Source organism: Bradyrhizobium sp. B124, assembly GCF_038967635.1.
Lineage (GTDB): Bacteria > Pseudomonadota > Alphaproteobacteria > Rhizobiales > Xanthobacteraceae > Bradyrhizobium.
This window is the reverse complement of record NZ_CP152413.1, coordinates 8078230-8098884: the sequence shown is the minus strand read 5'-3', so window position 1 is coordinate 8098884 and position 20655 is coordinate 8078230. Positions and strand designations below refer to the sequence as shown.

Here is a 20655-nt window from a genome sequence, read left to right as displayed (position 1 = left end):
CTCGTTCCGCTAGCTGAGAGGTCGAGTTATGATGATAACGGATCCCGCCAGCCTCGAAGGTGGTCGCCCCGCAGTATCGATGGCGGTGCCGCGATCGTCAGCTGCATCTTCAAGACTCCAAATTGAGCCGTGGCCCTCCCTCGTTTAAGCGAGCGCTCGCCTGCCGCTGCAACGAGAGGGAGTTCTCGGTGGTATCAATGAGAGAACAGGCAGCCCGTTGTTCGTGGAGGTCTGCACATCTTCATTCACGTTCCGGCAGGGCATGAGGTTCCGCTTCGATCTAACCGGCATCGATACTCCAGAAGCAGGTCGAGGAGGCCTGCTTCAAAGCTCCACGACGGTGGCGCCCGCGAGCCGAAAGGCTTCGAAGGATACGGTGAATCGGCATAAACGCCGCGATCGAGGCGGACGCGGCAAGCGGCGGTGTGAGACAGTCCCATCCGTGCTGGCGTCCACGCGCCGACACCGTCCTCGTCGGCCGACGATCTTCTCTTGACCGCTCCACGAAATGGAGAGCTTGACCCTCACGTAGCGTCAGGTTGTAGCCTCACCAGGGGGCCCCACACTCAAGCCGACCGATACGCAAGCGTCAATGAGGCATCTGCCGCGTGCGGACGGGGCGGGCACTGCATCAATGCAGCCGATGCCACGTCTCTTCAACGAAAGCCCCCCGTTGAACGGAAGAGCCTCAGGTTTGGACAGGGACCGTGTAAAGTTCGATGGAAGCGCTTAAATCGATCATTGGAAAAGTTGCCACGGGCGCCACTCTGACGCGTGAGGAAACCGCGTTAGCCTTTGACAACATGATGTCGGGCCACGCGACCCCCTCGCAGATCGGTGGCTTGTTGATGGGAATGCGGGTCCGCGGCGAAACGGTCGAAGAAGTCACCGGCGCAGCCTCCGCGATGCGGAATAAGATGCCGCGGCTCGAGGCGGCATGCGACCCCATCGATATCGCTAGCACCAGCGACGCCCCGTTGTGCTCGATCAGCGCGGCGACATGCGCCTCCTTTATCGTCGCCGGGGTCGGCGTTCCTGTCGCCAAGCATGCCAACGGCGCTGCAGCGTCAGCTTCCGGCGCCGCAGATGTGTTGGCGCGCCTCGGCGTGAAGATCGATCTCAAGCCTGACGCCGTTGCTCGTTGTGTGCACGAAGCCGGCATCGGCTTCATGTTTGGGTCGGCCCATTATCCAGCGATGCAGCGCATTGGTCAGATCCGGACCGCACTTGGGACCCACACGATCTTCGATCTAATCGGACCTCTGTCCAATCCGGCTAGGGTTAAGCGGCAGATCGTCGGGGTATCCTCTCGTGAGTGGGTCCAGCCTCTGGCGCAGGTGGTAAGGAACCTTGGTGCCGAGTCGGTGTGGGTGGTTCATGGCTCGGACGGGCTCGACGAGATGACCCTCACCGGCCCAACCTTTGTTGCCGCGCTTGAGGCGGGCACGGTCCGGACCTTCGAAGTGACGCCGGAAGAGGCCGGCCTCCCGCGCTGCCGCAACGACGTGCTGGAGAGCGGCGATGCCGATATCAATTCCGTCGCGCTGCAAAGCGTGCTCGATGGCGCACCAAGTCGACAGCGTGACGCCGCGCTTTTGAACGCGGCGGCGGCATTGATCGTGGCCGGCCGGGCCTCGACGCTACAGGAAGGCGTCGCACTTGGGCAAGAATCGCTTGATCGCGGCGCCGCTGCCGCTCGACTGAAGCGCCTGATCGCGGTTTCCAACGCATGACAGCCGAGTTGACCCCGTCTCACGATTCCGAAGATCAACACTCACAAACGCGGCGAGATTGCTTGCGCGAATGTGCATTGCTTCTGCGAGATTTCGGCGAAGCTGCGCCGCCTACCCGCGCGCGAAGCAAAGCAATTCGCGCCGAGCACGCGGCGCAAGAGCCAACGCCCTTCGTCGGCGAGAGCCTGTTGCGGCACGCCGTTGAGGTCAGGGCCCGAGACGACGTGCGCGCTGAGCTCCAAAGGAGATAATCGATGATGACCCCGCAGACTATGGAAACACTCGGATCTATTAACATGATAGAACACATCATTCGAAAGTTTCGGGAATTGATCGATACAGATAGCTCGATCCCGCCGGAGCTGCGGGGCGCGCTGCACGCGACGCTCGATGAGCATCTTCTCGATGCGAAAAAGCGTCTTCTCGTGAGAGTACATGAGGGTGCCGATGCTGTTACATGCGGATAACATCTGGCCGGCGCCGCCGGTCGCGGAATCGGCATCACCTTGTACGCACGGGCACATAAGAAGGCTCCAGCCCAGCTACTCCGATCGCGCCACGAATCCATGAGCACTGGCCGCCTCTTCGCCGTGGCAGTTCAGCGCCAGGAGGTTTCTTGAGGAGCGCCCGTTTGAAAAGGGGTGGCGGCGGCAACTCGCACTCCTGCTGAGGCCACCCAGATACGGCGCGACGCGGCGAGATATTGCACGCCGTCAGGTGATCATTGTAGCTGATCTGGGGGAGATCGATGCGGTCCCCGGTACCAACCTGTGCTCGCCAGTCGGGGATCGAGGTCATCACTGCGCGCAGGAGACACTAGAAATGGAGTACAACTCCAGAGACGGGTCATGAGTCACCACCAGCTCCCTCCTACAATTCGGGATATTCCGTCTATCCAATCGGCGGAGTTCCGTCAGGCCATGCGACATCTGGCGAGCGGCGTCGCCATCGTGGCGACCGGAGCCGCCGAGGAACGACGTGGACTGACGGTTAGTTCTGTGACGTCGATCTCCATGGAGCCGCCGTGCCTGCTCGTTGGCATCAATGCCGGCTCCGAGACCCATGATGGGATACTGGCCAGCCGCAGTTTTGGAGTCAGCCTTCTCCGCAGCGACCAGGAGGACCTTGCGCTGCGTTTTGGCGGCCAGGAGGGTGCCAAAGGTGTTCACCGCTTCGATACCGCGCCCTGGATTCGAGGCGTCCTCGATGTACCGCTATTGCCGAACGCGTGTTGTTCGCTCGAATGCGTTTTGTACGACCATAAGGTGGTTGGCACACATACCATCTTTATCGGACGCATTGTCGCGACCCGGGCAGGCCAGGGCAATCCATTGGTCAACTTCAGGGGCGCGCTTCGAACCTTGCTGCTTGATTGAGCGCGATTTACGAAAATCGTCGTTAGCGGAGAAGAACAGACGATGCGCTGATCGCTGTTGAGTGGCACCTCCGCTTGGTTACCCGAAGGACCGAGGCCCGAGTAGCAGCCTACGAGAAGGTCGCAGCAAGCGCCCGCGAGGCGGCTGGATTGATGCCACGGGAATGAAATTTGCGCAGATATCCAACGGAGGTTTGATCGAAACGGCTACAACTCACCAGCACGGCCCCAACCAGGACAGACCCTTGAGCTTGAGCAATCGCGTCGATACCTACCAGCCTTGGTAGCTCCTTTACAATCGACAGGCGCGTAGCATCGTTGCCGCGGCCAGGCCAAGTTTCCAAGATCAACCTTCAGAGGCACACCTGCCGCATAACAGTTGGCGAATCTGAAGAACTTCGCGCCAGATCAAGATGCGATTAAGTGAATCTTATCACGATCTTGTGCGAACGATGCCCTCAAATTCACAGAGACACCCATGTCCGGCAATCCGTTTGGAACAGCTCCGATCCTCGACGGCATTCGCCGCTGGGTCGAGATCGAGTCTCCGACGGAGCGGCCGGATCAGGTCAACAAACTGGCTGATCTCGTCGCGGCGGGCTATCGCGACCTGTCGGTCACCATCGAACGCGTTCCGGGCCGTGACGGCTGCGGCGATCATTTGGTCACGCGCTCGTCCTGGGGGCAGGGCGTACCGGGCATTCTGGTGCTGAGCCACCTCGATACAGTTCATCCGATGGGATTCATCGAGCGCTTGCCGTTCAAGGTCGAGGGTGACAGGGCATTCGGCCCTGGTATTTACGATATGAAGGGCGGCGCCTACCTGGCCTATCACGCGTTCCGGCAGATTTGCGCCGACGATATCCGCCCGCCGCTCGGTATCACCCATATCTATGTATCGGATGAGGAGATTGGGAGTCCGACCTCGCGGGCGTTGATCGAGGCCGAGGGCCGCAGCGCCAAATATGTGCTGGTGACCGAGCCCGCGCGCGACGGCGGCAGGATCGTCACTGGGCGCAAGGGCGTTGCGCGTTTCGACGTCTTCGTCAGCGGCACGCCGGCGCATGCTGGGGCCCGCCCCGAAGACGGCTGCAGCGCGATCCGCGAACTCGCCAATGTGATCCAGAGGTTGGAGGCGATGAACAATCCCAAGCGCGGCGTCACCGTCAATGTTGGCGTGGTCCGCGGTGGCACCAAGCCGAACGTGATCGCCGAAGAGGCCTACGCGGAAGTCGACATGCGGGTGCCGACCATGGCTGACGCCGACGAGCTGGTGCCAAAGGTCCTCGGCATCACATCACGCACCAAGGGCGTCATAGTGAAGGTTCGCGGCGAATTGAACCGTCCGCCGTATGAGAAGAGCAACGCTGGCGCCGCGCTTTACGAGCACGCTAAGGGAATTGCCGCCGAGCTCGGCTTCAAGCTGCTCGACGTCTTCAGCGGCGGCGGCTCGGACGGCAATTTCACCGCCCCGCATACCGCGACGCTTGACGGCCTCGGCGTCGACGGCAAGGGCGCGCATACGCATTATGAGCAACTCTACGTCTCATCGATTGAGCCTCGCGCGCGGCTGCTCTACCGGCTCTATCAGACGCTGCGATGATCTCAGCACCAGGGGAAGCCCCCGACCGCGACGTGCGTCCGAAGGCGGCCGCTCGCACATTCGCGACAGCTCGTTGCTCGAACGGCGCAAGGGTCATAAACTCCCTTCCCATCAAGCCGACCTGATCGACCATGATCGTGGGATCCGGCACTTGGCATTCCCACGTCAGCGGCGGACAGCTGCGACTGAACTATTCCATAACGGCGCTGCGGACGTCAGGCGCGAAATCGGCTCCGAGGGCGGTGACCACCTCAATCGCGGAAAGCGCAGGCGTTTGCGACACCGGACTCACCTGCTGTGAAGCTAGTCTCAATGGGATGACGGACTTTCTGACGCAGATCGAAGCGTAGAATGCTGTTAACCCTCCACTGCTCGGCCGCGCTTTTCCCGCTAACCTGAGAGTTTTGGCATGTTCATACTGGCTGCCAAAAGAGCTTGAATCGGACGTAACGTTAAGTTGTACGATCTTCAGATTGGCACGAATCTTCGTCTGCCGTCGGGATTGTGAAGGATTGCGAATGTCTCACCTGATCAGAACAACACCGCAATGGTTGATCGCGATCCTCATCCCCGACAGCGGGTCGGTCGAAACGGCTATGCAGCGCGTCATGATCGCGGCGCTACGGCTCGCAGGTCGTTGTGAATGGCCCGGCATTCCAGGACCGATGCTATACGGCTGTCCTAAGCCGGGTCACCGGAGAGCCGGTGATGTCAGAAGAGATCAACGTCGATTTCGATCCCAAGCCTTTGCAGGGCGCCGCTGCTTCGCGAATTTGAAACCGAACGCTTGCTCTGCTGCGACACCGCACCGGAATCAGGCTGGCGAAGCAGCATTTCGCTCTGTTCACACCGCTTTGGCGGTGCTGGCAGGGCCTTCTCATCGCGCGAGTGTGCGACAGACCGTGCGACCGCGGAGGTTTTCAAAAGGCTTGAGCTGCAAGTGTCGCCCGACGTGACCGGCACGACATCGGAAGAGATGGCTTGGCACTGCGGAGCAGCAAGTTGAAAGAGCCTGACTGCGTCAAGAAGGTCCTGTTAATCGACCACGTTGAAGGCCAATGCCGGGCCATTGTCGACTTCAAAGATGGAGATGCCAGAGCGGCGTATATGTGCGGTGAGCCTGTATATCAAAAACCGGGCAAGAAACCGTCGTCGTGGTGCGCCTATCACTACGCGCAGATGCACGCGACCGCTGTTGAGCAGAACAGAGTAAGTACTCAAGTGCCTGAAAGTCCTTCGGCAATATCCATTGCTCGCAACCCATGACAACCATCAAGGACCGCGTTGGTCTGCTTAGGCCGTGTGATCATAGCCTGTGCAAAGGACGACCGAAGCATGTGATCGAGGCTTCCCGAAGCAATTGCGAGCTCAGGCTTAACTGCGTCAGTACAAACCTATTGTGCTGAGCCGAGCCACACGGAGAATACATTGGATCTCTGCACACTGATTGAGCGCAACGCGGCGTATGCTCCTGACAAAGCCGCGATCCATTTCGAGGGACAGACCCTAAGCTACGCCGGCTTCAATCGACGGATCGAGCGGGTTTCTCGTGCGCTCGAGAGCCAGCTCGGCGTCGAGAGAGGAGACCGGATCGCGATCCTCAGCCTCAACCGGCCTGATTATCTGGCGCTGCTCTATGCCTGCGCGCGGCTCGGCGCAATCCTCGTACCGTTGAATTGGCGCCTTGCGGCCGCCGAGCAGCTTTTCATCTTGTCCGACTCCGGGGCAAAGGTGCTCGTGCTTGAGCAGTCCTTCGATGCAGTCTTGCCCCTTCTGACGAGGCAACTGCCCGATGCCTCCCTCGTCGGGTTGGACTTTGCGCCTCTGGGCGGAAGCAAGTTGGACGATCTGCTAGACGAAGACGGTGGTGACGGGCGCAATCCACGTGCGGACCTGACCTGCCCGCTTCTGATCGTCTATACGTCGGGCACCACAGGGCGACCGAAAGGCGCTGTGTTGCGTCAGGAAGCGTTGCTGTGGAACGGCGTCATGAGTCAGCACATGCATGACCTCACCTCGGCCGATCATGCCCTGACTGTTTTGCCGCTCTTCCACGTCGGCGGTCTGAACATCCAGACGACTCCGAGTTTGCATCACGGCGCCACGGTAACCATCCAAAGCCGCTTTACGCCGGAGGCAACGTTTGATTCGTTCGAGCGTGATCGGCCCACGCTGGCAGCCTTGGTCCCTGCCATGATGCAGGCCCTGACCAACCATCCGCGATGGGAAAGCACGGACCTCTCCGCGCTCAAAGCGATCTGTACCGGATCGACGATGGTGCCGCAGCGCCTTGTCGAGCGCTTTGTCATGCGCGGAGTGCCAGTCTTACAGGTTTACGGTTCGACGGAGACCTGCCCCATCGCTGTGTATACGAAGCTCGGCGGAGATCTCGTGCCTAAGGGGTCAAGCGGCCTGCCCGGTCTTTGCTGCGAAGCGGCGATCATCGATGGTTCCGGCAGCAACTTGCCACCCGGTACACCAGGCGAGATCGCAGTACGTGGGCCCAACGTCTTCTACGAATATTGGGGCAATCAAGGGGCTACGCGAGAGGCTTTGAGTAATGGTTGGTATCGCACTGGTGACATCGGCCGCCGCGACGCCGATGGATATTTTTGGGTCCACGACCGCAAGAAGAACTTGATCATTTCCGGCGGAGAGAACATCTATCCGGCCGAAGTGGAGCGTGTGCTTATGGGCCATCCGGATGTCGCGGAATGCGCCGTCGTCGGTCGCCCCGATCCGCGCTGGGAGGAAGTACCGATCGCTTATGTGATCAGGAGACCGGGGGCCCAGATCGAAGCGGAAGGGCTGATGGCGCATGTGCAATCACAGCTCGCCCGTTTCAAGGCACCGCGCGAAATCATTTTCACGCAAGAACTACCGAAAACGGCATTGGGCAAGGTCCAGCATTTTATGCTGAAGGAAGTCGGCACGCGATCAGGCCCAAACGGAGACAGCAATTGAGGATGGCCGATTGGCTGGTCGTACTTTTCCGCTACACCGCGGGTGTTATCGAGACGGCGCACAATCAACTTTCGGGCGGGGACGGTACACGATGCGCCGCGGCAACGTCATCATTGCTGGCATGGCGGCCCCTGTCTGATCGCGCCAAATGCCCGGGAGGTCGTTGTTGCCTCGGATCCTAATCATGAATGCCGGTACGCCTCAAATGTCGGGCGGCGATCTAACAGTCGCTCAACTTTCCCTTGCCGCCAACTCGGCTTGCCGCTCGGCCTGGTTTGCACAGGAGGGTGACCTTATAGTCTCTCCGGTAGCCATCCCGACGGATCTGCTATCCTTGATTGGCACGACGCTCGATTTTGATGCCTCGAGCCTCCTGCTGCTTGTGCCTGAAGGTACCCGCGAGGCGCGGGTCCTTAATGATTGCACCCTGCTGTCCAATACTGTTGTTGAACGAATCAACAGCCATATTCACCCGAAATCATCCTGGAGAATACATCCTTGCTACTCTAGTGAAGGGGTCGCGCGCCTGGCGGCCCTGCTGGGCATCCCGCAAAGCGGGGACGACTTCGCTCTGCAGCGAGGGCCTGATCTATTGAACCGCAAGAGCCACTTCCGTCAATTGGCGACAAGTGTCGGACTTCCGTTGCCCAATGGATGCGTAACCACGAACTCAAGCGAACTATTTAGGGCGGTCACCTCGCTAAGGTCTGAGACCGGCAACGTGATTGTCAAGTTAGACAATGGAGCGGGCGGGGTCGGGAATGTCGTCCTGACCAGCGACGAGAGCGGTCCACTACCCGGGGCAAGAGATACCAGGCAGATTCCTTGGCCGTCGTTTGATCCTGAAGCACTTTGGTCTGAGATGACAACAGCATCGTGCAAGACGTTGGTCGTGGAATCGTACCACGTGGCTCGGTCTTTATTCTATCTCGAGTATGAGATCGATCAGGATGGTTCAATCGTTTTCATCAACAGTGGAAACATACGTCTGCGTCGAAGCAACGATCGATTTGAAAGGGCTCTCATCTGGACAGGACTTGAACTTCCAAGCGACCTGATGAATGGGCAATGGTTGACCGCCCAGGCGCACGCCTACCGATTTGTGCAGCTAGCGCGAACCCTTGGGTATCGTGGAATGATCAACATTGACGCCATTTTCGCGAGCGACGGGCGGCTTCTGTTCAATGAAGCGAACGGCCGGTGGGGCGGAGGCTCGGTGTTACACAGCATCGCCGTCCGCCTGCTGGGCTATGACTATTCCGGTTGCTACGTTATCTTATCCGTGAGAAACGTCCGATCAAGTTCTCTCCAAGCCGCGCATGATCGTTTCGTCGAGGACGGATTTCTGTTCGACGGCACACGCAAGGAAGGCGTGATCCCGCTTGCCGCTGATCAAGAGGCTGGCACGGTGGAGTGCCTCGTGATTGCGCGCGATAGGCCCGCAGCCCGCAATCTGCAGCACCGCCTATTGACAATGGTTTGACTGAGATCACAGCGACCATATCTTAACTCCCTCCATTCATTCGCTCCCCCTGCTTTTGAACGTGTGGTTGAGACCGGTACTTGGGGGACGTGACGTGAAGGTGTGCTTCGTCTCACTAGAGGCCGACTCCCACCGTGAACCAGTATGCGCTACGAGGAGATACAAAAGCCTCTGTCCGAGGTGAGCGGCGTCTGTCAGCAGCTCACTCTCCAAAGCTCAATCGGCGGATCGCCAGATCCTCAAGGCGGAGTGGGCTAGGCTCCCGCTCGACCAATATCCCAGCGTCACTCCGATTCGGTGGAAATTGGAGAGCCCGATGGCAGTGGTTCAGTGCGCGGACTATCGGCATCGATCGTGAAAGGTGCCAACCTCATCTCTTCCGAGCGGCTTTCGCTGACGACGTGTCACCGAGCCTGCGCGAGCAGTCCATATCGCACAGCGACGAAATCACCACAGGATATCTTCTGCAAGGACCGCTGCAAGGACCGAGCCACCGATCACCTCCCGAGAGTTCACCCGTTCCTCAACTCATCCGGAGGCCATTCCAGCTAACCCGCCTCACAGGCTACCGGTAGAGCCTTCGATGATCCGGCGGTTCGCACCGCTGCGTCTTGAACAGAAGTACACCAGCGATCGTCGCTCCCCAACGCGTACAGGCTTCACCTCATGCCGGACCTTACACGTGGTGACAAGTACGGCCCCAAATGGCGGTCGGAATACCTGCTGTTCGTAAGTGCTTGGATATACCACAAACTCACCTCCCTCAAACTCTCTCGCGAGTTGCACAATCACGGAGTACTCGAAATCAGGGTCGCTCTCCGCATCCAAATGGATACCAACAAAGGAGCCGGGAGGCATACGATGTATTTGGCATCGGCGAATCACATAATCTGACGATGCTCCCAAGACCTTTTTCAGCGCGAAGCTGCGGTCCTTCTTTTCGAGCAGTTCGATGATCTGCCTCGGAGCAGTACCATTCGTATTGCTGGGAGGCCGGCCGGGCGGATCTACCCTTACGCGTTTCACGAAGACATTGTGCGAGTCGCCGGCATCTCCCTCCCGTACCTGTTCTTCGGGAATCTCAGTCTGCAGCTGATCGATCCTCGCCAAGTCATCTTGGGTAAACAACGTCTGCGGGCCGATCACGACCGTACCCTTCACCAACAACTCTATGCGGTACTTCGTGAGAGCCTCTTCTGAAAGCAGACCGGATCTATCATTCACCGCACGCGCCATTCGGGTTCACTCCAAGGTTTGAGCTTCAAGGGACGCTTTCGTATCCTCGCGCATCGAGCGGAACGCCTGCTCCCAATGCTCGCCATCGAAATCATCTATTCTTATGCTGTCGATAGTTCTTCTATCCAAGCATCCAACATTCACGCTGAAACCGGAGGGGTTCGATCGTGGCCTATAGAATGGCTTTACGCCACAATTCCGGCAAAACGTGTGTCGAGCGATGTTCTTGTTGAACTGGTACGAGGTGAGGCACTGTTCGCCGGACTCAATGCTGAGCTTGTCACCTGGCACGAGCAAGTGCAGAAATCCAGACATTTGGCATATCGAGCAATTGCATCGAACGGCTGACAGCTGTCGCGGCGCTCGGACACTGAACTTGACAGCACCGCAATGACAACGGCCTTGGTGTTCGATCTCCGCTCGACCATCTCCCTCAAGTGAGACAATTCGGAGCAGATCGCGGCACCACTGCAAGCTTAGCCGATAGGCTCGATCGAATTCATCCAGAAAGCGACCATTGCTGCCAGCCGGTACAAGTTCGCGAATGAGACGGGTTGTCATTTCTCCGTGATATTTCTCCGCGGGGTCTTCTCCGCCGACATGACTGCGGAAGTACACAAGATCGTCGAAACGCACATCGAAGGCCTTGACCAGGGTGGTCCACAGCGACCGGATCATTTCCGCAGCATGCAGTTCGAAAGCGACCATGTAGGCGCAACGCATTACGGGGTCTTTCGATGACAATCCGGCAAAGAGAGAATGCAGGTACCGTTTCGTTGTGGCGCTGTAGTGCGGCTGTATTGCTCTGCCGAGCAGTCGCGATGCATCTTGTCTAAGCAGGTTTGAGTGGAAGTTTTCAGTGGCCAGAATATCGGGCAGCGCCGCCTTGCCGCCCTGAAGAACTCGGCCATAACCACCCGTCTCATCCCAACAGATGAAATTTCCGACCACGCTGGTCAGTTCAATGTCTCTCGGAAGGTCGCGATTGTGATGCATTGCATCGAATATGAGATGCTTTTGCGACCCCGCCTGCAGGTACGGGAACGCCTGTGACATCGCCAAGTATTCAGGCAGCAGGTTGGCAAGTTGGTCTTTAGACAACTCTGCAGCGAGCGGATGCGGGCCGAACAGAGCCCGCGCCTGCTCGGTCAAATACTCGCAGACGATCTGCGAAGGCTGATCCAGTGCAAATTGAGACGCTCGAGAAGACCTCATTTGATTCCTAGCTATGAGGAGAGAACGATCCTTGACGGGGCCACTTCGTGCCTGGGCCCACTATTGGCAGTAGCGAGATCGATAGTTCGCTGGGTCGACGGGTCTATGGTCGCGTTCACCATTTTATCGTCGCGACGGCTATTCAGATCACGTATCACGGGCTAGTGCTGCAAGATCGGTTTCGAGCTTCGGTTGATGCTTGAATATGGCATCAATCAACGCCTGCGCTGGTTGCTCGGTGGCCTCGACCAACGCCGCTTTCTCGGCCCGCGCGGAGGGCGCAAACACGCGCTTGACGACTGTCGGCGAGCCCCTAAGACCGCATTTGGAGACGTCCTCGACGCCGGCATCGTGCGCGCTCCATTTCACGATCGGCGCGCGCGCGGCACGCAAGGCATCCGCCATCGCTCCGCGCCGAATCTGGTTTGTTGCCTCCAGCATGGTGATGAGACATGGCAGCCTCGTGTGCAGCACCTGGACGCCACCTTCGGAGCGTCGCTCCGCTTCGATTGTCCGGGCGGTGAGATCCAGGGATCTGACCTTGGCGACGTAGGTAAGCTGCAGCACGCCAAGCCGCTTTGCGATACCAGGTCCAACCTGCGCGGTATCGCCGTCGATGGTCTGCTTGCCGGTAAAGATGAGGTTTGGCGGGCCATACTCCTTACCAATTTTTCGGATGGCTGTTGCCAGTGCATACGTTGTGGCCAGGGTATCGGAGCCCGCAAAGCAGCGATCGGTGAGCAGTACGGCGCGATCAGCGCCAAAGGTCAGCGCTTTTCGCAACGAGTCTTCCGCCGAGGGCGGCCCCATCGTAAGCACGGTTATTTCGCCGCCGAACCGATCCCGCAGCTCGAGCGCGGCCTCAAGCGCGAAGAGGTCATATGGGTTGATGATGGTCGGCACGCCCTGACGCATGATCGTATTGGTCACAGGGTGCACGCGGATCTGCGCAGAGTCGGGAACCTGTTTGATGCAGACGACATTGTGCACGGAGTTGCTCCAAAAGTTGCGATGGCTGCAAACAGAGCAGCAAGTGTCGTACCACCGCCCCGATTCGAAATCGCCTTGCCACTACAGAGGCTTAGACGAGGCTGACGCGCCCTCTGGCTTGGTATTCCTGACGAACGAATACCGACACGCGTAGGAGCCGCGACAGCGCTGTTGCGTGGGCACGCGCGCTGAGTGACGCCAAGATAGCTTACGACAAATGACCGTCGTTCATCACAAGCGGGCAACGTACCGGTTGATGGTGAACAAAGCGCAGGCGGAATCACCACGGAAACGTCTGGCCTCGTAAGCCGAATGGCCGCCGTGTTCGGCGGCATGGTGAAGCGGGCTAGGCGGACACAATTAAGACAGGGTCGAGGCTGCGTTAACGAGCTCGCGATCGAAATCCCTTAGCAGACGTGTTCAAGGATCTCGTAAAAACGCCAAAGGCGAAGGTGACGCTCGGTTGTTCAACGGTAGCGGCGTCTGGTTTCGACGCTGCCAGCGCGCTTGGTGCGCTTCGGGAATTGCCGCTGGCCACTTCGAACTTGATCGGCGGATGCGCTTGACGCCTCGCTTGACGTCGACCGGCTGAACCATTCCCAAGGGCTCTTGAACGAATAGGCGCCTGCGTGATGCTCTGCATTTCGTGACGAGCAACTCCTCTCTCGACGAACCAAGCGAACTCGCGTTGCGACAGCGGCGCTCGCAAGCGGATCAGGGTCTTTTCGCTCGTGGCCAAGCCGCCCCCGAGGCGAAACATTCCCTTCAGATTGCGACGGCATCGAACGCCCGAACGACGAAGCCTGTCCTCCTAGCCATTTTGCTCAACTGTGATGGCCGTAGCTCCGATCGCTATGGTCCTTGCGTTCAGAACCGCTTGATCTCGATTCCGTATTTCCTCAGCGCGTAGCCAATCTGGCGCGGCGTCAGTCCGAGCACGCGCGCTGCCTTTGCCTGCACCCAACCAGATTTTTCCATGGCCGCAATGACCCGCTCGCGATCGGCAACCTTCGCGCCACTTACGAGGACTGTGCCGGGAGGCGCCAGCGAGGCCACGTCGCCGCCGACGGGCGAGACCGGCGCGGCCGCTCCAGATAGTGGGATAATGCACTTCGCAGGCACCGGCACTGGCGCTGCCGGTTGGACTGTCATCTCGTCCGATCTACTTTTCCACAGCATCGCGGAAAGGCACTGGCCGTGGCAGCATGCAAAGTCATTTCTCACGATCGATGGTCCGGCGGACATGGTCGCTGTGCGCTCGATGCAGTTTTCGAGTTCGCGGACATTGCCTGGAAAGCCGCAATTCATCAGCACATCGATCGCGCTCGCCTCTAAGGTCAGCGTACGGCCGTTCTCGCTGTTGAAATTCCTGAGGAACTCGCCGGCCAGCAGCGGAATATCACTGCGCCTTTCCCGCAACGCTGGCAGCAGCAAGGGAACGACGCTGATACGATAGTACAGGTCTGCGCGGAACTCATTCCTTGCCACAGCCTCTTCAAGGTTCTTGTTGGTCGCAGCTATGACACGGACATCGACCTTAATCGTCTGGTTGCTGCCGACCCGCTCGAACTCCTGCTCTTGCAGGACTCGCAGCAACTTCGCCTGGAACGGGGCCGAAATTTCGCCGATCTCGTCAAGGAATAGCGTCCCCTTGTCAGCAAGCTCGAAGCGCCCTTTGCGCGAGCTAAACGCGCCGGTAAAGGCTCCCTTCTCGTGACCAAATAATTCGGACTCCAGGACTGTCTCGGGGAGCGCCGCGCAATTCAGCTTAACGAAAGGCCGCTTGGCCCGGGACGACGATTCGTGAATGGCCTTGGCTACGAGTTCCTTTCCGGTACCCGATTCCCCGCGCAACAGAACCGTGCTGTTCGATTTGGCTACGACCGCGATCTTCTCGAGCAGCCCGCGCAGCGCCGGGCTGTCGCCAATGATCCCATGGACGTGGACCTTCTTACGCTCTCGTGCAGGCTGCTTGAGCTCGAACAATTGCTTTTGTAGCCGGTCCTTCTCCGCCATCAATCGCTCGCGGTCGCAGGCGAACAACCGATGCAGCCTCACTGTCTGTCCCACCAGGTTGGCGACCATGGCAAGCAGCCTGGCGTCATAATCGAGCCGGAGACTCGACCTGTCGTCACGGATGCGGTCGACCGTCAGCGTACCCACGACTTTCGGATCAATGCGAATCGGCACCCCGATGAACGACACCGGCACATCATCAGAGGCGCCGAGCACTTCCAGGTCCGCCGCGCCGAATGCCGGCTCGGCTGCCACGTTCTCGGCGACAAGAGGCCTCTGTGTCGCGACGATCTGGTCGATGGCTTTCCGCGGCAGGTGCATTCGGTAGCGCTCGTCGCTGCCTTCGCTCCAGCCGGCGCCCACGGTAATGTCCGGCATCCCGTCATCGTCGAACAGTGAGACGATGCCGTGTCGCGTCTCCACAAACGACTGCAAAAGATCGACGACGTTGGCCAACGTGACTTCGAGCCGGCGAGGAGTTGTGAGTATCTTCGATATTTCGAAGATGCCGGTCAGAGCGCTCTCGCGCAACCGCTCGACCACGAGCTCGCGCTCCGTCTCCGGATGTAAGGTCGGTCTTTCGCGTGCGGAAGCGATATGCAGCATGGGGCGGTCTCCGTTGTTTTGATCATCCTCCCTGGCACCTTGTTCGGATTTGCGAGCTTCGTTTTGCATGTCATTCTCGATCTAGCGCCGCGTGTTGACGAGATGACATAGAAGGGTAGCACCTTTTCATGGCACGACGGTAAACTTACAGTGCGTTGATTTTCATTTTCCGGAAGGGATGCGCGACGTTAGCGTAAAACGCAAGGTCCACCGCTGCAGCTCAAGTCAGCTGCGTTGTTAGGCCCGCTCGTTTCACAGGTGTTGCCCACCATTGATCGGCACCTCGGCCCCCGTGACGTAGCTTGCGGCGTCCGAACATAGGAAAAAAATGACCTTAGCCACCTCATCGGGCGTTCCCACTCTGCGCAGCGGGATGTTTGGCACGAGCCGCGCTTCTGTATCGGGCGACAACATCTCCGTCTTGATTTCGCCGGGCGCGATCGCATTCACGCGAATGCCATGCGGCGCATAGTCGTGGGCCATTTCCCGCGTGAGACTTGCAAGGGCAGCTTTGGACGTCGCATAGGCGCTGCCGGCAAACGGGTGCACCCGCGAACCCGCAATCGAAGTCACGTTGACAATCGATCCTGACGCGGCCCTCAGCTCGTCAAATAGACCCTGCGCCAGCAGGATCGGGGCCACCAAATTCAGATGGAACACCCTCATCCAGGTTTCGGTCGACGTCGTCAGCGACGTCAGCCGGTCACCATCGGGCGTTTTCGGCGAGACGCCAGCATTGTTCACCAGCGCGTGCAAGGGTGCGCCCGCCAAGCGTCTCTTGACCTCGGTGACCACGCGCGGCAGCATTCGATGATTGCTGAGGTCGACCTGGACATGGTCCTCGCTCCCGGACTCCCACGGGCACCGCTCGCCCTCGAACGGTTGGCGCGCGCAAGAAATGATGCGCCAGCCCGCCTCCGAAAACAGTTTGGCAGTGGCGTGACCAATTCCGCGCGATGCGCCGGTCAGCAACATCGCCTTTTTTTCTCCCCGATGGACGCGGACTTTATCGGCGTGAGAGGGACAACCCAAGTGTGCCGCCGACAGCGGACCTCCGACCGGATCGTCATTTGGCAGTTCGAGACCCACGCCCGCCTCCTCTCCTCTAGCGCCGCTGGGGAAGCCGTAGCAGGATTTGGGCCACTACGATGCACGCAAACGGGCTCCGGTTTTGCGTCCTAATGTCGCGCACGCGAAACGCTTGGCGGCTTCGAGACACGGCGTGTTTGCGACAGCAACGGTGCATCACCTACAAAATGCCCAGAGCAAGCTCGCCCCACTGCCAAGACCACGCTACAAGGCTGCGCCCTCCTTCGTGATCGCGCAATTGGAGGAGCGAGCGGATCGACAGCGCCTCTCATCGGAGCACCGATAGGTCAGGACAGCGCCGCGCCCAGCGGTCGCTGCCCATTTGCGATCGAAACCTGACGTTACGAGCTTCGCACGTTAGGTTTACCCGCAACTGGCGCTGACTTCATGATGCCCTGCCCTGTTGTGTCCAGCGGTGGCACATCGCTCCGCGGATTGATTTCGCGACCACGAGCTGGCGCACTGGATGTCTAGCCTGACATAGTCGATTCCGAATGCGCCAGGCCGCGTGAGAGAGTGTGCCCGACGGGCGCTACGGAACTCGCCGGCTCACCGGAGACCCTTTCGATGACTTTATCCGCGATCGGCCAGCGGGACTTGCGAGTCCGCACCAGGCGAAGACGAAGATGCATTACACCGTTTAGCGCCGGCCCAGCCAGTTAGGGCCACTCTTGTCGAGGTCGAGCTTCAGCGGAAGGCATTCCGGCCGCAGCATCTTTCTCTTCTCCGGTGGAAGGAGGCCTCGGAGCGTCAGTTCGGGCAAAAAATTGCCGCGAGGAAACATAGTGACAGTACTGCTGGATGCAAAGAGCGGCCATCAGATCGATGAAACGGGTTACAACTTTCATAAAGCCACGAGCTCTTGCGAAGTGTCTTCAATCAAGATCAATCGGCTCGGATCGTTCAAATCGAATTCTATAACGCGTGGCGCAAAGAGGCGCGCATAACGCGTGAAGGCGCTCGTCGGGGGGAAACGAATCACGGTGTTGCACCGCGCAAGGAGATACATCTCGATGAGGGCGGAAAAGCCTCCATCGGCTCCGAGCGCGGCACTGTGCAACGGCCCGGCCTCGGGCGCCTGGAAACGTTTTGAGATCGTGAAAACCTCGGGACATATCGACGAAACCTTCTCAAGGACGAGCGCGCTGTCCGTGCACAGGAAAGCCCTCACAGGTTTCGCGTGTGGCAATGCCCTGGCCTTATCGATGGCATTACAGACCTGCCGCAAGGCACGCTCCGGATCGGCCCAGTAAGGAGCATGCCCCATAATATCCTCGCCGTTGCCGTGCCGAACATGAATGCCGATCATGCTGTACGGCTCAAAGTGCTCCCGGTAGACGGCATCAATCCGAGCCTGAATTTCAGACCGTGGCTTGATGCTCCGAAAGATCTCTCGTTCAGCATCCTGATCGCAGCGCCACATCAAGCACGCGTCGCACACAACGGTGCTAGCGTCACTATCCTGCTGGCTTTCGAACAGGTGGTCGAGTTCGTCGCGCTCCCGGAAAATCTGCTCGTCCGGCCGATAGACGCAGTCTATGGACGGCTTGTTCCACCATGCCGGGAAGAATGGTCCTGGAAACGAGCGCTGGTTGATCTGGTCGTCGCAGATCACCGGTACGCCAGCAATGTCTTGGATTGGCTCGAAGAAAACCGGAAAGGCATTGGTGAATGGCTGATCGAGATAACAAGACCCCCGCCAGTCGATGGCAAGCGTCCGTCCGGTCCGCTGTGCAAAACGCCAGGCTGCAGCGAGCGACCACAGGCAGTCGCCGAACCCCGTACGTCGCCTGGAAACAACGAACCGATCATTCCTCGAACCGCTAAACGTCTGCATTGCCTCGTTCCAGGCTCCTTGTTGGACATGAGGTGTCATTAGAGACGCCTCGCGTATGATTTCGTCCGATGCCATCGTCGCCATTCGCCGTGGCGGTGAACTGCTTCGATAGAACTTCATAGCAGCGTATCCCTGTTGCGGCGGGTTCTCTCAACGCTTTCGACCTGTTCTATTCAACGGTGACGCCTCGACATAACCGATTTCAGCCGGATTCCGATTGCAACCGAGCCCGCTGGCCTGCCTCTTCTCCAGATGGATGCGTAGACATAGCCATGCTCATGAGTTCAGGTTGGGTTTCGCCTTACGTTTCATTGCAGTCGCAAACAGCGCGTGGCGGATGCAGCCGGACGCGGCGTTGCTCCCACACGAGCCGCAGTTCCTTCACGAGGTCTTCGCGCCTGGCCTGGTCCAGTTCGGTTGCGTCGAGAAGCCAGCCGAGCGGCGCCTCGCCCTCGATCCGCATCAGGAGCTCGAAAAGCTCATGTGAGACACGCATGCTGTCGTGGCCCGAACGTCCCGTGCGGATCTCGCAGACTGTTTCCTGACGATCTCCCGCTGTGTGGGAGCGAACGCGATGAAGCGATGCATAGGGCGGCAATGACACGCTCAGTGCAGTCCAATCCTGCCGTGTTGCGGCCCGCTTCTTGACGAGGAAGGGTCCAACAACAAGTCCGTCCAGGTCAGTCGTCAAGAACGTGGCGATCGCGTCTGAAACGGACTCCACGATCGGCTCGGCGTTGTTGTTAAAGGACGTATTTAGAAGAACCGGGATGCCGGTTCGCTTCTTGAACGCATTAATCACATCCCAATAGGCGGGGTTTGTCTTGCGCGACACTGTTTGCAGCCGGGCGGTACCATCAACGTGCGTGATCGCACCGAGCACGCTACGCTGTGCTTCACGCACGCGAACCACGAAGTTCATGAAGGGAAACTCCCGCTTGCCGTCCGGGAGCTCAAAGAACTCGCTCGCATCCTCCTCCAGCACCGATGGTGCAAACGGACGATAACCCTCGCGCTTTTTGACCATCGCGTTGATCCGGCCCTTGTTTTCGGCCGGCCGAGGGTCCGCAAGAATGCTGCGGTTGCCAAGCGCACGCGGCCCGAACTCAGAGCGGCCCTGAACCCAACCGATCACGGCACCATTTGCCATCCAGTCGGCCGCACTGCCTGCTATGTCATCACTTCGTTGAATATCGAGATGGCCGGACCATGCATTGAGCTCCTGTTCTATGGATCGCTCGTTCCCGAGACCGGGTCCCCAATAGACGTCCTGTAGTCGCTCGCGCGGCGCTGGCTTGCCCAGTTCGTTAGACATCATCAGCGCGGCGCCCAGTGCGCAACCGGCGTCGTGTGCCGCGGGTTGGACGAAGATGTCGTCGAAAAGTCCGGAATAGAGCAGCTTACCGTTCACGGTGCAGTTGTGCGCTACCCCTCCAGCCAGGCACAAACGCGTCATGCCGGTCGCTTCGCGATGGTGCCGCAGGACGTGAAACACGATCCGCTCCAACGCCTCCTGCAGCGAAGCGCTGACATCCCGATGCTGCTGCGTGAATGGCATTCCCTTTCGCCGGATCTCGATGCTGCGGAGCAGGGCCGGACCGATTCGATCCAGGTGGACGCGATAGCCACCATTGTCCAACAACTCGTAGAACTGCGCGAAGAGCTCGCGATAGCGAGCGGGGTCACCGTAAGGGGCAAGTCCCATCACCTTGTACTCGTCGAACAACCCGTAGCCGAGATATCGGATCGTCTCGAGATAGAACAGCCCCAGAGAATTATGTTCTGGGAAGCTAGCGAGTTGCGTCATGTCGGTGCCCGACCCCACAGCCAAGAGGCCCGAGAGAAAATCGCCACCTCCGTCGACCGCAAAAATGAGACTTTGCTCGAATCCAGACATGGCAAACGCGCTCACGGCATGAGCTTCGTGGTGATTTACGAAGGAAACCCGCGACGCGTCGACCTCGGCACCGAACTCCCGTGCCAGCAGCTGCCGCAGCACCAGTCTGGCGTCCAACGGAATGGGCTGGGAAACACACAGGCGCTCGAGCATAGTATTGCAGTAGGCTTCAGTCGCGTAGAACGCGATACGGTCGATCTCGTCAAGCTCGACTCCTGCAGTGGAAAGGCAGTATTGGATCGCGTTGCTGGGGAACTTATTGGAGTGCTTGACCCGATTGAGGCGCTCCTCTTCGACGGCAGCGATAACCCGGCCATCTCGCACAAGAACTGCAGCGCCGTCGTGCAGAAATGTATTCGGTAACTCGGGCGAGCTCTCATAGACTCTGTCTAGACCGCCACTCACTCCCAGACACAACATCACCTTCTCCATTTAATCATGACAGGAATGTCAACTGCCGTTCCACCTACGCAGTCTGGACTCGCACTACGTCGGCTGCGCGAGGCCGGACAGCACAACCAGGATTTCTCGCAAAATCCGTCCCAACGCGTAGCGATCGGCGAGCAGCATTTGAGCGGCTGGTGCTCGCACCGATCAACCGATCAGCCGGC

At 59.1% G+C, this 20655-nt stretch carries 14 protein-coding genes; 7 read left to right on the top strand and 7 right to left on the bottom strand.

Annotated features, from left to right (window positions below; all coding sequences use genetic code 11):
• The first annotated feature begins 719 nt into the window (after positions 1 to 719).
• The 7 genes from trpD (at position 720) to AAFG13_RS38105 (ending at position 9158) form a co-directional block, all read left to right on the top strand.
• Positions 720 to 1733, top strand: coding sequence for an anthranilate phosphoribosyltransferase (trpD, locus tag AAFG13_RS38135; RefSeq protein WP_342710127.1), 1014 nt, complete (start codon positions 720 to 722; stop codon positions 1731 to 1733).
• 254 nt (positions 1734 to 1987) lie between these two features.
• A complete protein-coding gene (locus tag AAFG13_RS38130; protein ID WP_342710126.1) occupies positions 1988 to 2200 on the top strand; it encodes a hypothetical protein in 213 nt (70 codons plus the stop codon).
• 381 nt (positions 2201 to 2581) lie between these two features.
• Positions 2582 to 3109 carry a flavin reductase family protein gene (locus tag AAFG13_RS38125; RefSeq protein ID WP_342710125.1) on the top strand — a complete coding sequence of 176 codons (528 nt, stop codon included), beginning with the start codon at positions 2582 to 2584 and terminating at the stop codon, positions 3107 to 3109.
• A gap of 477 nt (positions 3110 to 3586) precedes the next feature.
• On the top strand, positions 3587 to 4711 hold the full coding sequence (locus tag AAFG13_RS38120; RefSeq protein ID WP_342710124.1) for a M20 family metallopeptidase: 1125 nt from the start codon (positions 3587 to 3589) through the stop codon (positions 4709 to 4711).
• 1002 nt (positions 4712 to 5713) lie between these two features.
• The gene (locus AAFG13_RS38115; protein WP_342710123.1) at positions 5714 to 5977 is read left to right on the top strand and encodes a hypothetical protein; all 264 of its coding nucleotides are present in this window, start codon (positions 5714 to 5716) and stop codon (positions 5975 to 5977) included.
• Positions 5978 to 6139: 162 nt separating this feature from the next.
• Complete coding sequence (locus tag AAFG13_RS38110; protein WP_342710122.1) at positions 6140 to 7675, top strand: long-chain fatty acid--CoA ligase; 1536 nt, start codon at positions 6140 to 6142, stop codon at positions 7673 to 7675.
• Positions 7676 to 7859: 184 nt separating this feature from the next.
• The gene (locus AAFG13_RS38105; protein WP_342710121.1) at positions 7860 to 9158 is read left to right on the top strand and encodes a peptide ligase PGM1-related protein; all 1299 of its coding nucleotides are present in this window, start codon (positions 7860 to 7862) and stop codon (positions 9156 to 9158) included.
• A gap of 558 nt (positions 9159 to 9716) precedes the next feature.
• Here AAFG13_RS38105 and AAFG13_RS38100 read toward each other — a convergent pair.
• The 7 genes from AAFG13_RS38100 to AAFG13_RS38070 form a co-directional block, all read right to left on the bottom strand.
• The gene (locus tag AAFG13_RS38100) at positions 9717 to 10394 is read right to left on the bottom strand and encodes a 2OG-Fe(II) oxygenase (RefSeq protein WP_342710120.1); all 678 of its coding nucleotides are present in this window, start codon (positions 10392 to 10394) and stop codon (positions 9717 to 9719) included.
• A 6-nt stretch (positions 10395 to 10400) separates the two neighbouring features.
• Positions 10401 to 11609, bottom strand: coding sequence for a GFA family protein (locus tag AAFG13_RS38095; RefSeq protein ID WP_342710119.1), 1209 nt, complete (start codon positions 11607 to 11609; stop codon positions 10401 to 10403).
• A 147-nt stretch (positions 11610 to 11756) separates the two neighbouring features.
• Entirely contained in the window at positions 11757 to 12599 is an 843-nt protein-coding gene (locus AAFG13_RS38090; RefSeq protein WP_342710118.1) for an electron transfer flavoprotein subunit beta/FixA family protein, read from the bottom strand.
• Between the two features lie 867 nt (positions 12600 to 13466).
• Positions 13467 to 15290 carry a nif-specific transcriptional activator NifA gene (nifA, locus tag AAFG13_RS38085; RefSeq protein ID WP_342710117.1) on the bottom strand — a complete coding sequence of 608 codons (1824 nt, stop codon included), beginning with the start codon at positions 15288 to 15290 and terminating at the stop codon, positions 13467 to 13469.
• Positions 15291 to 15473: 183 nt separating this feature from the next.
• Positions 15474 to 16310, bottom strand: a complete 837-nt coding sequence (locus AAFG13_RS38080) for an SDR family oxidoreductase (protein WP_342710116.1) — start codon at positions 16308 to 16310, stop codon at positions 15474 to 15476.
• An 844-nt stretch (positions 16311 to 17154) separates the two neighbouring features.
• Positions 17155 to 18267 (bottom strand): nodulation protein NodZ, encoded by a 1113-nt coding sequence (locus tag AAFG13_RS38075; RefSeq protein ID WP_342710114.1) that lies wholly within the window; start codon positions 18265 to 18267, stop codon positions 17155 to 17157.
• Positions 18268 to 18448: 181 nt separating this feature from the next.
• Positions 18449 to 20464: a carbamoyltransferase gene (locus AAFG13_RS38070; protein WP_342713498.1), complete on the bottom strand. Its 2016-nt coding sequence runs from the start codon at positions 20462 to 20464 to the stop codon at positions 18449 to 18451.
• Positions 20465 to 20655: the final 191 nt, after the last annotated feature.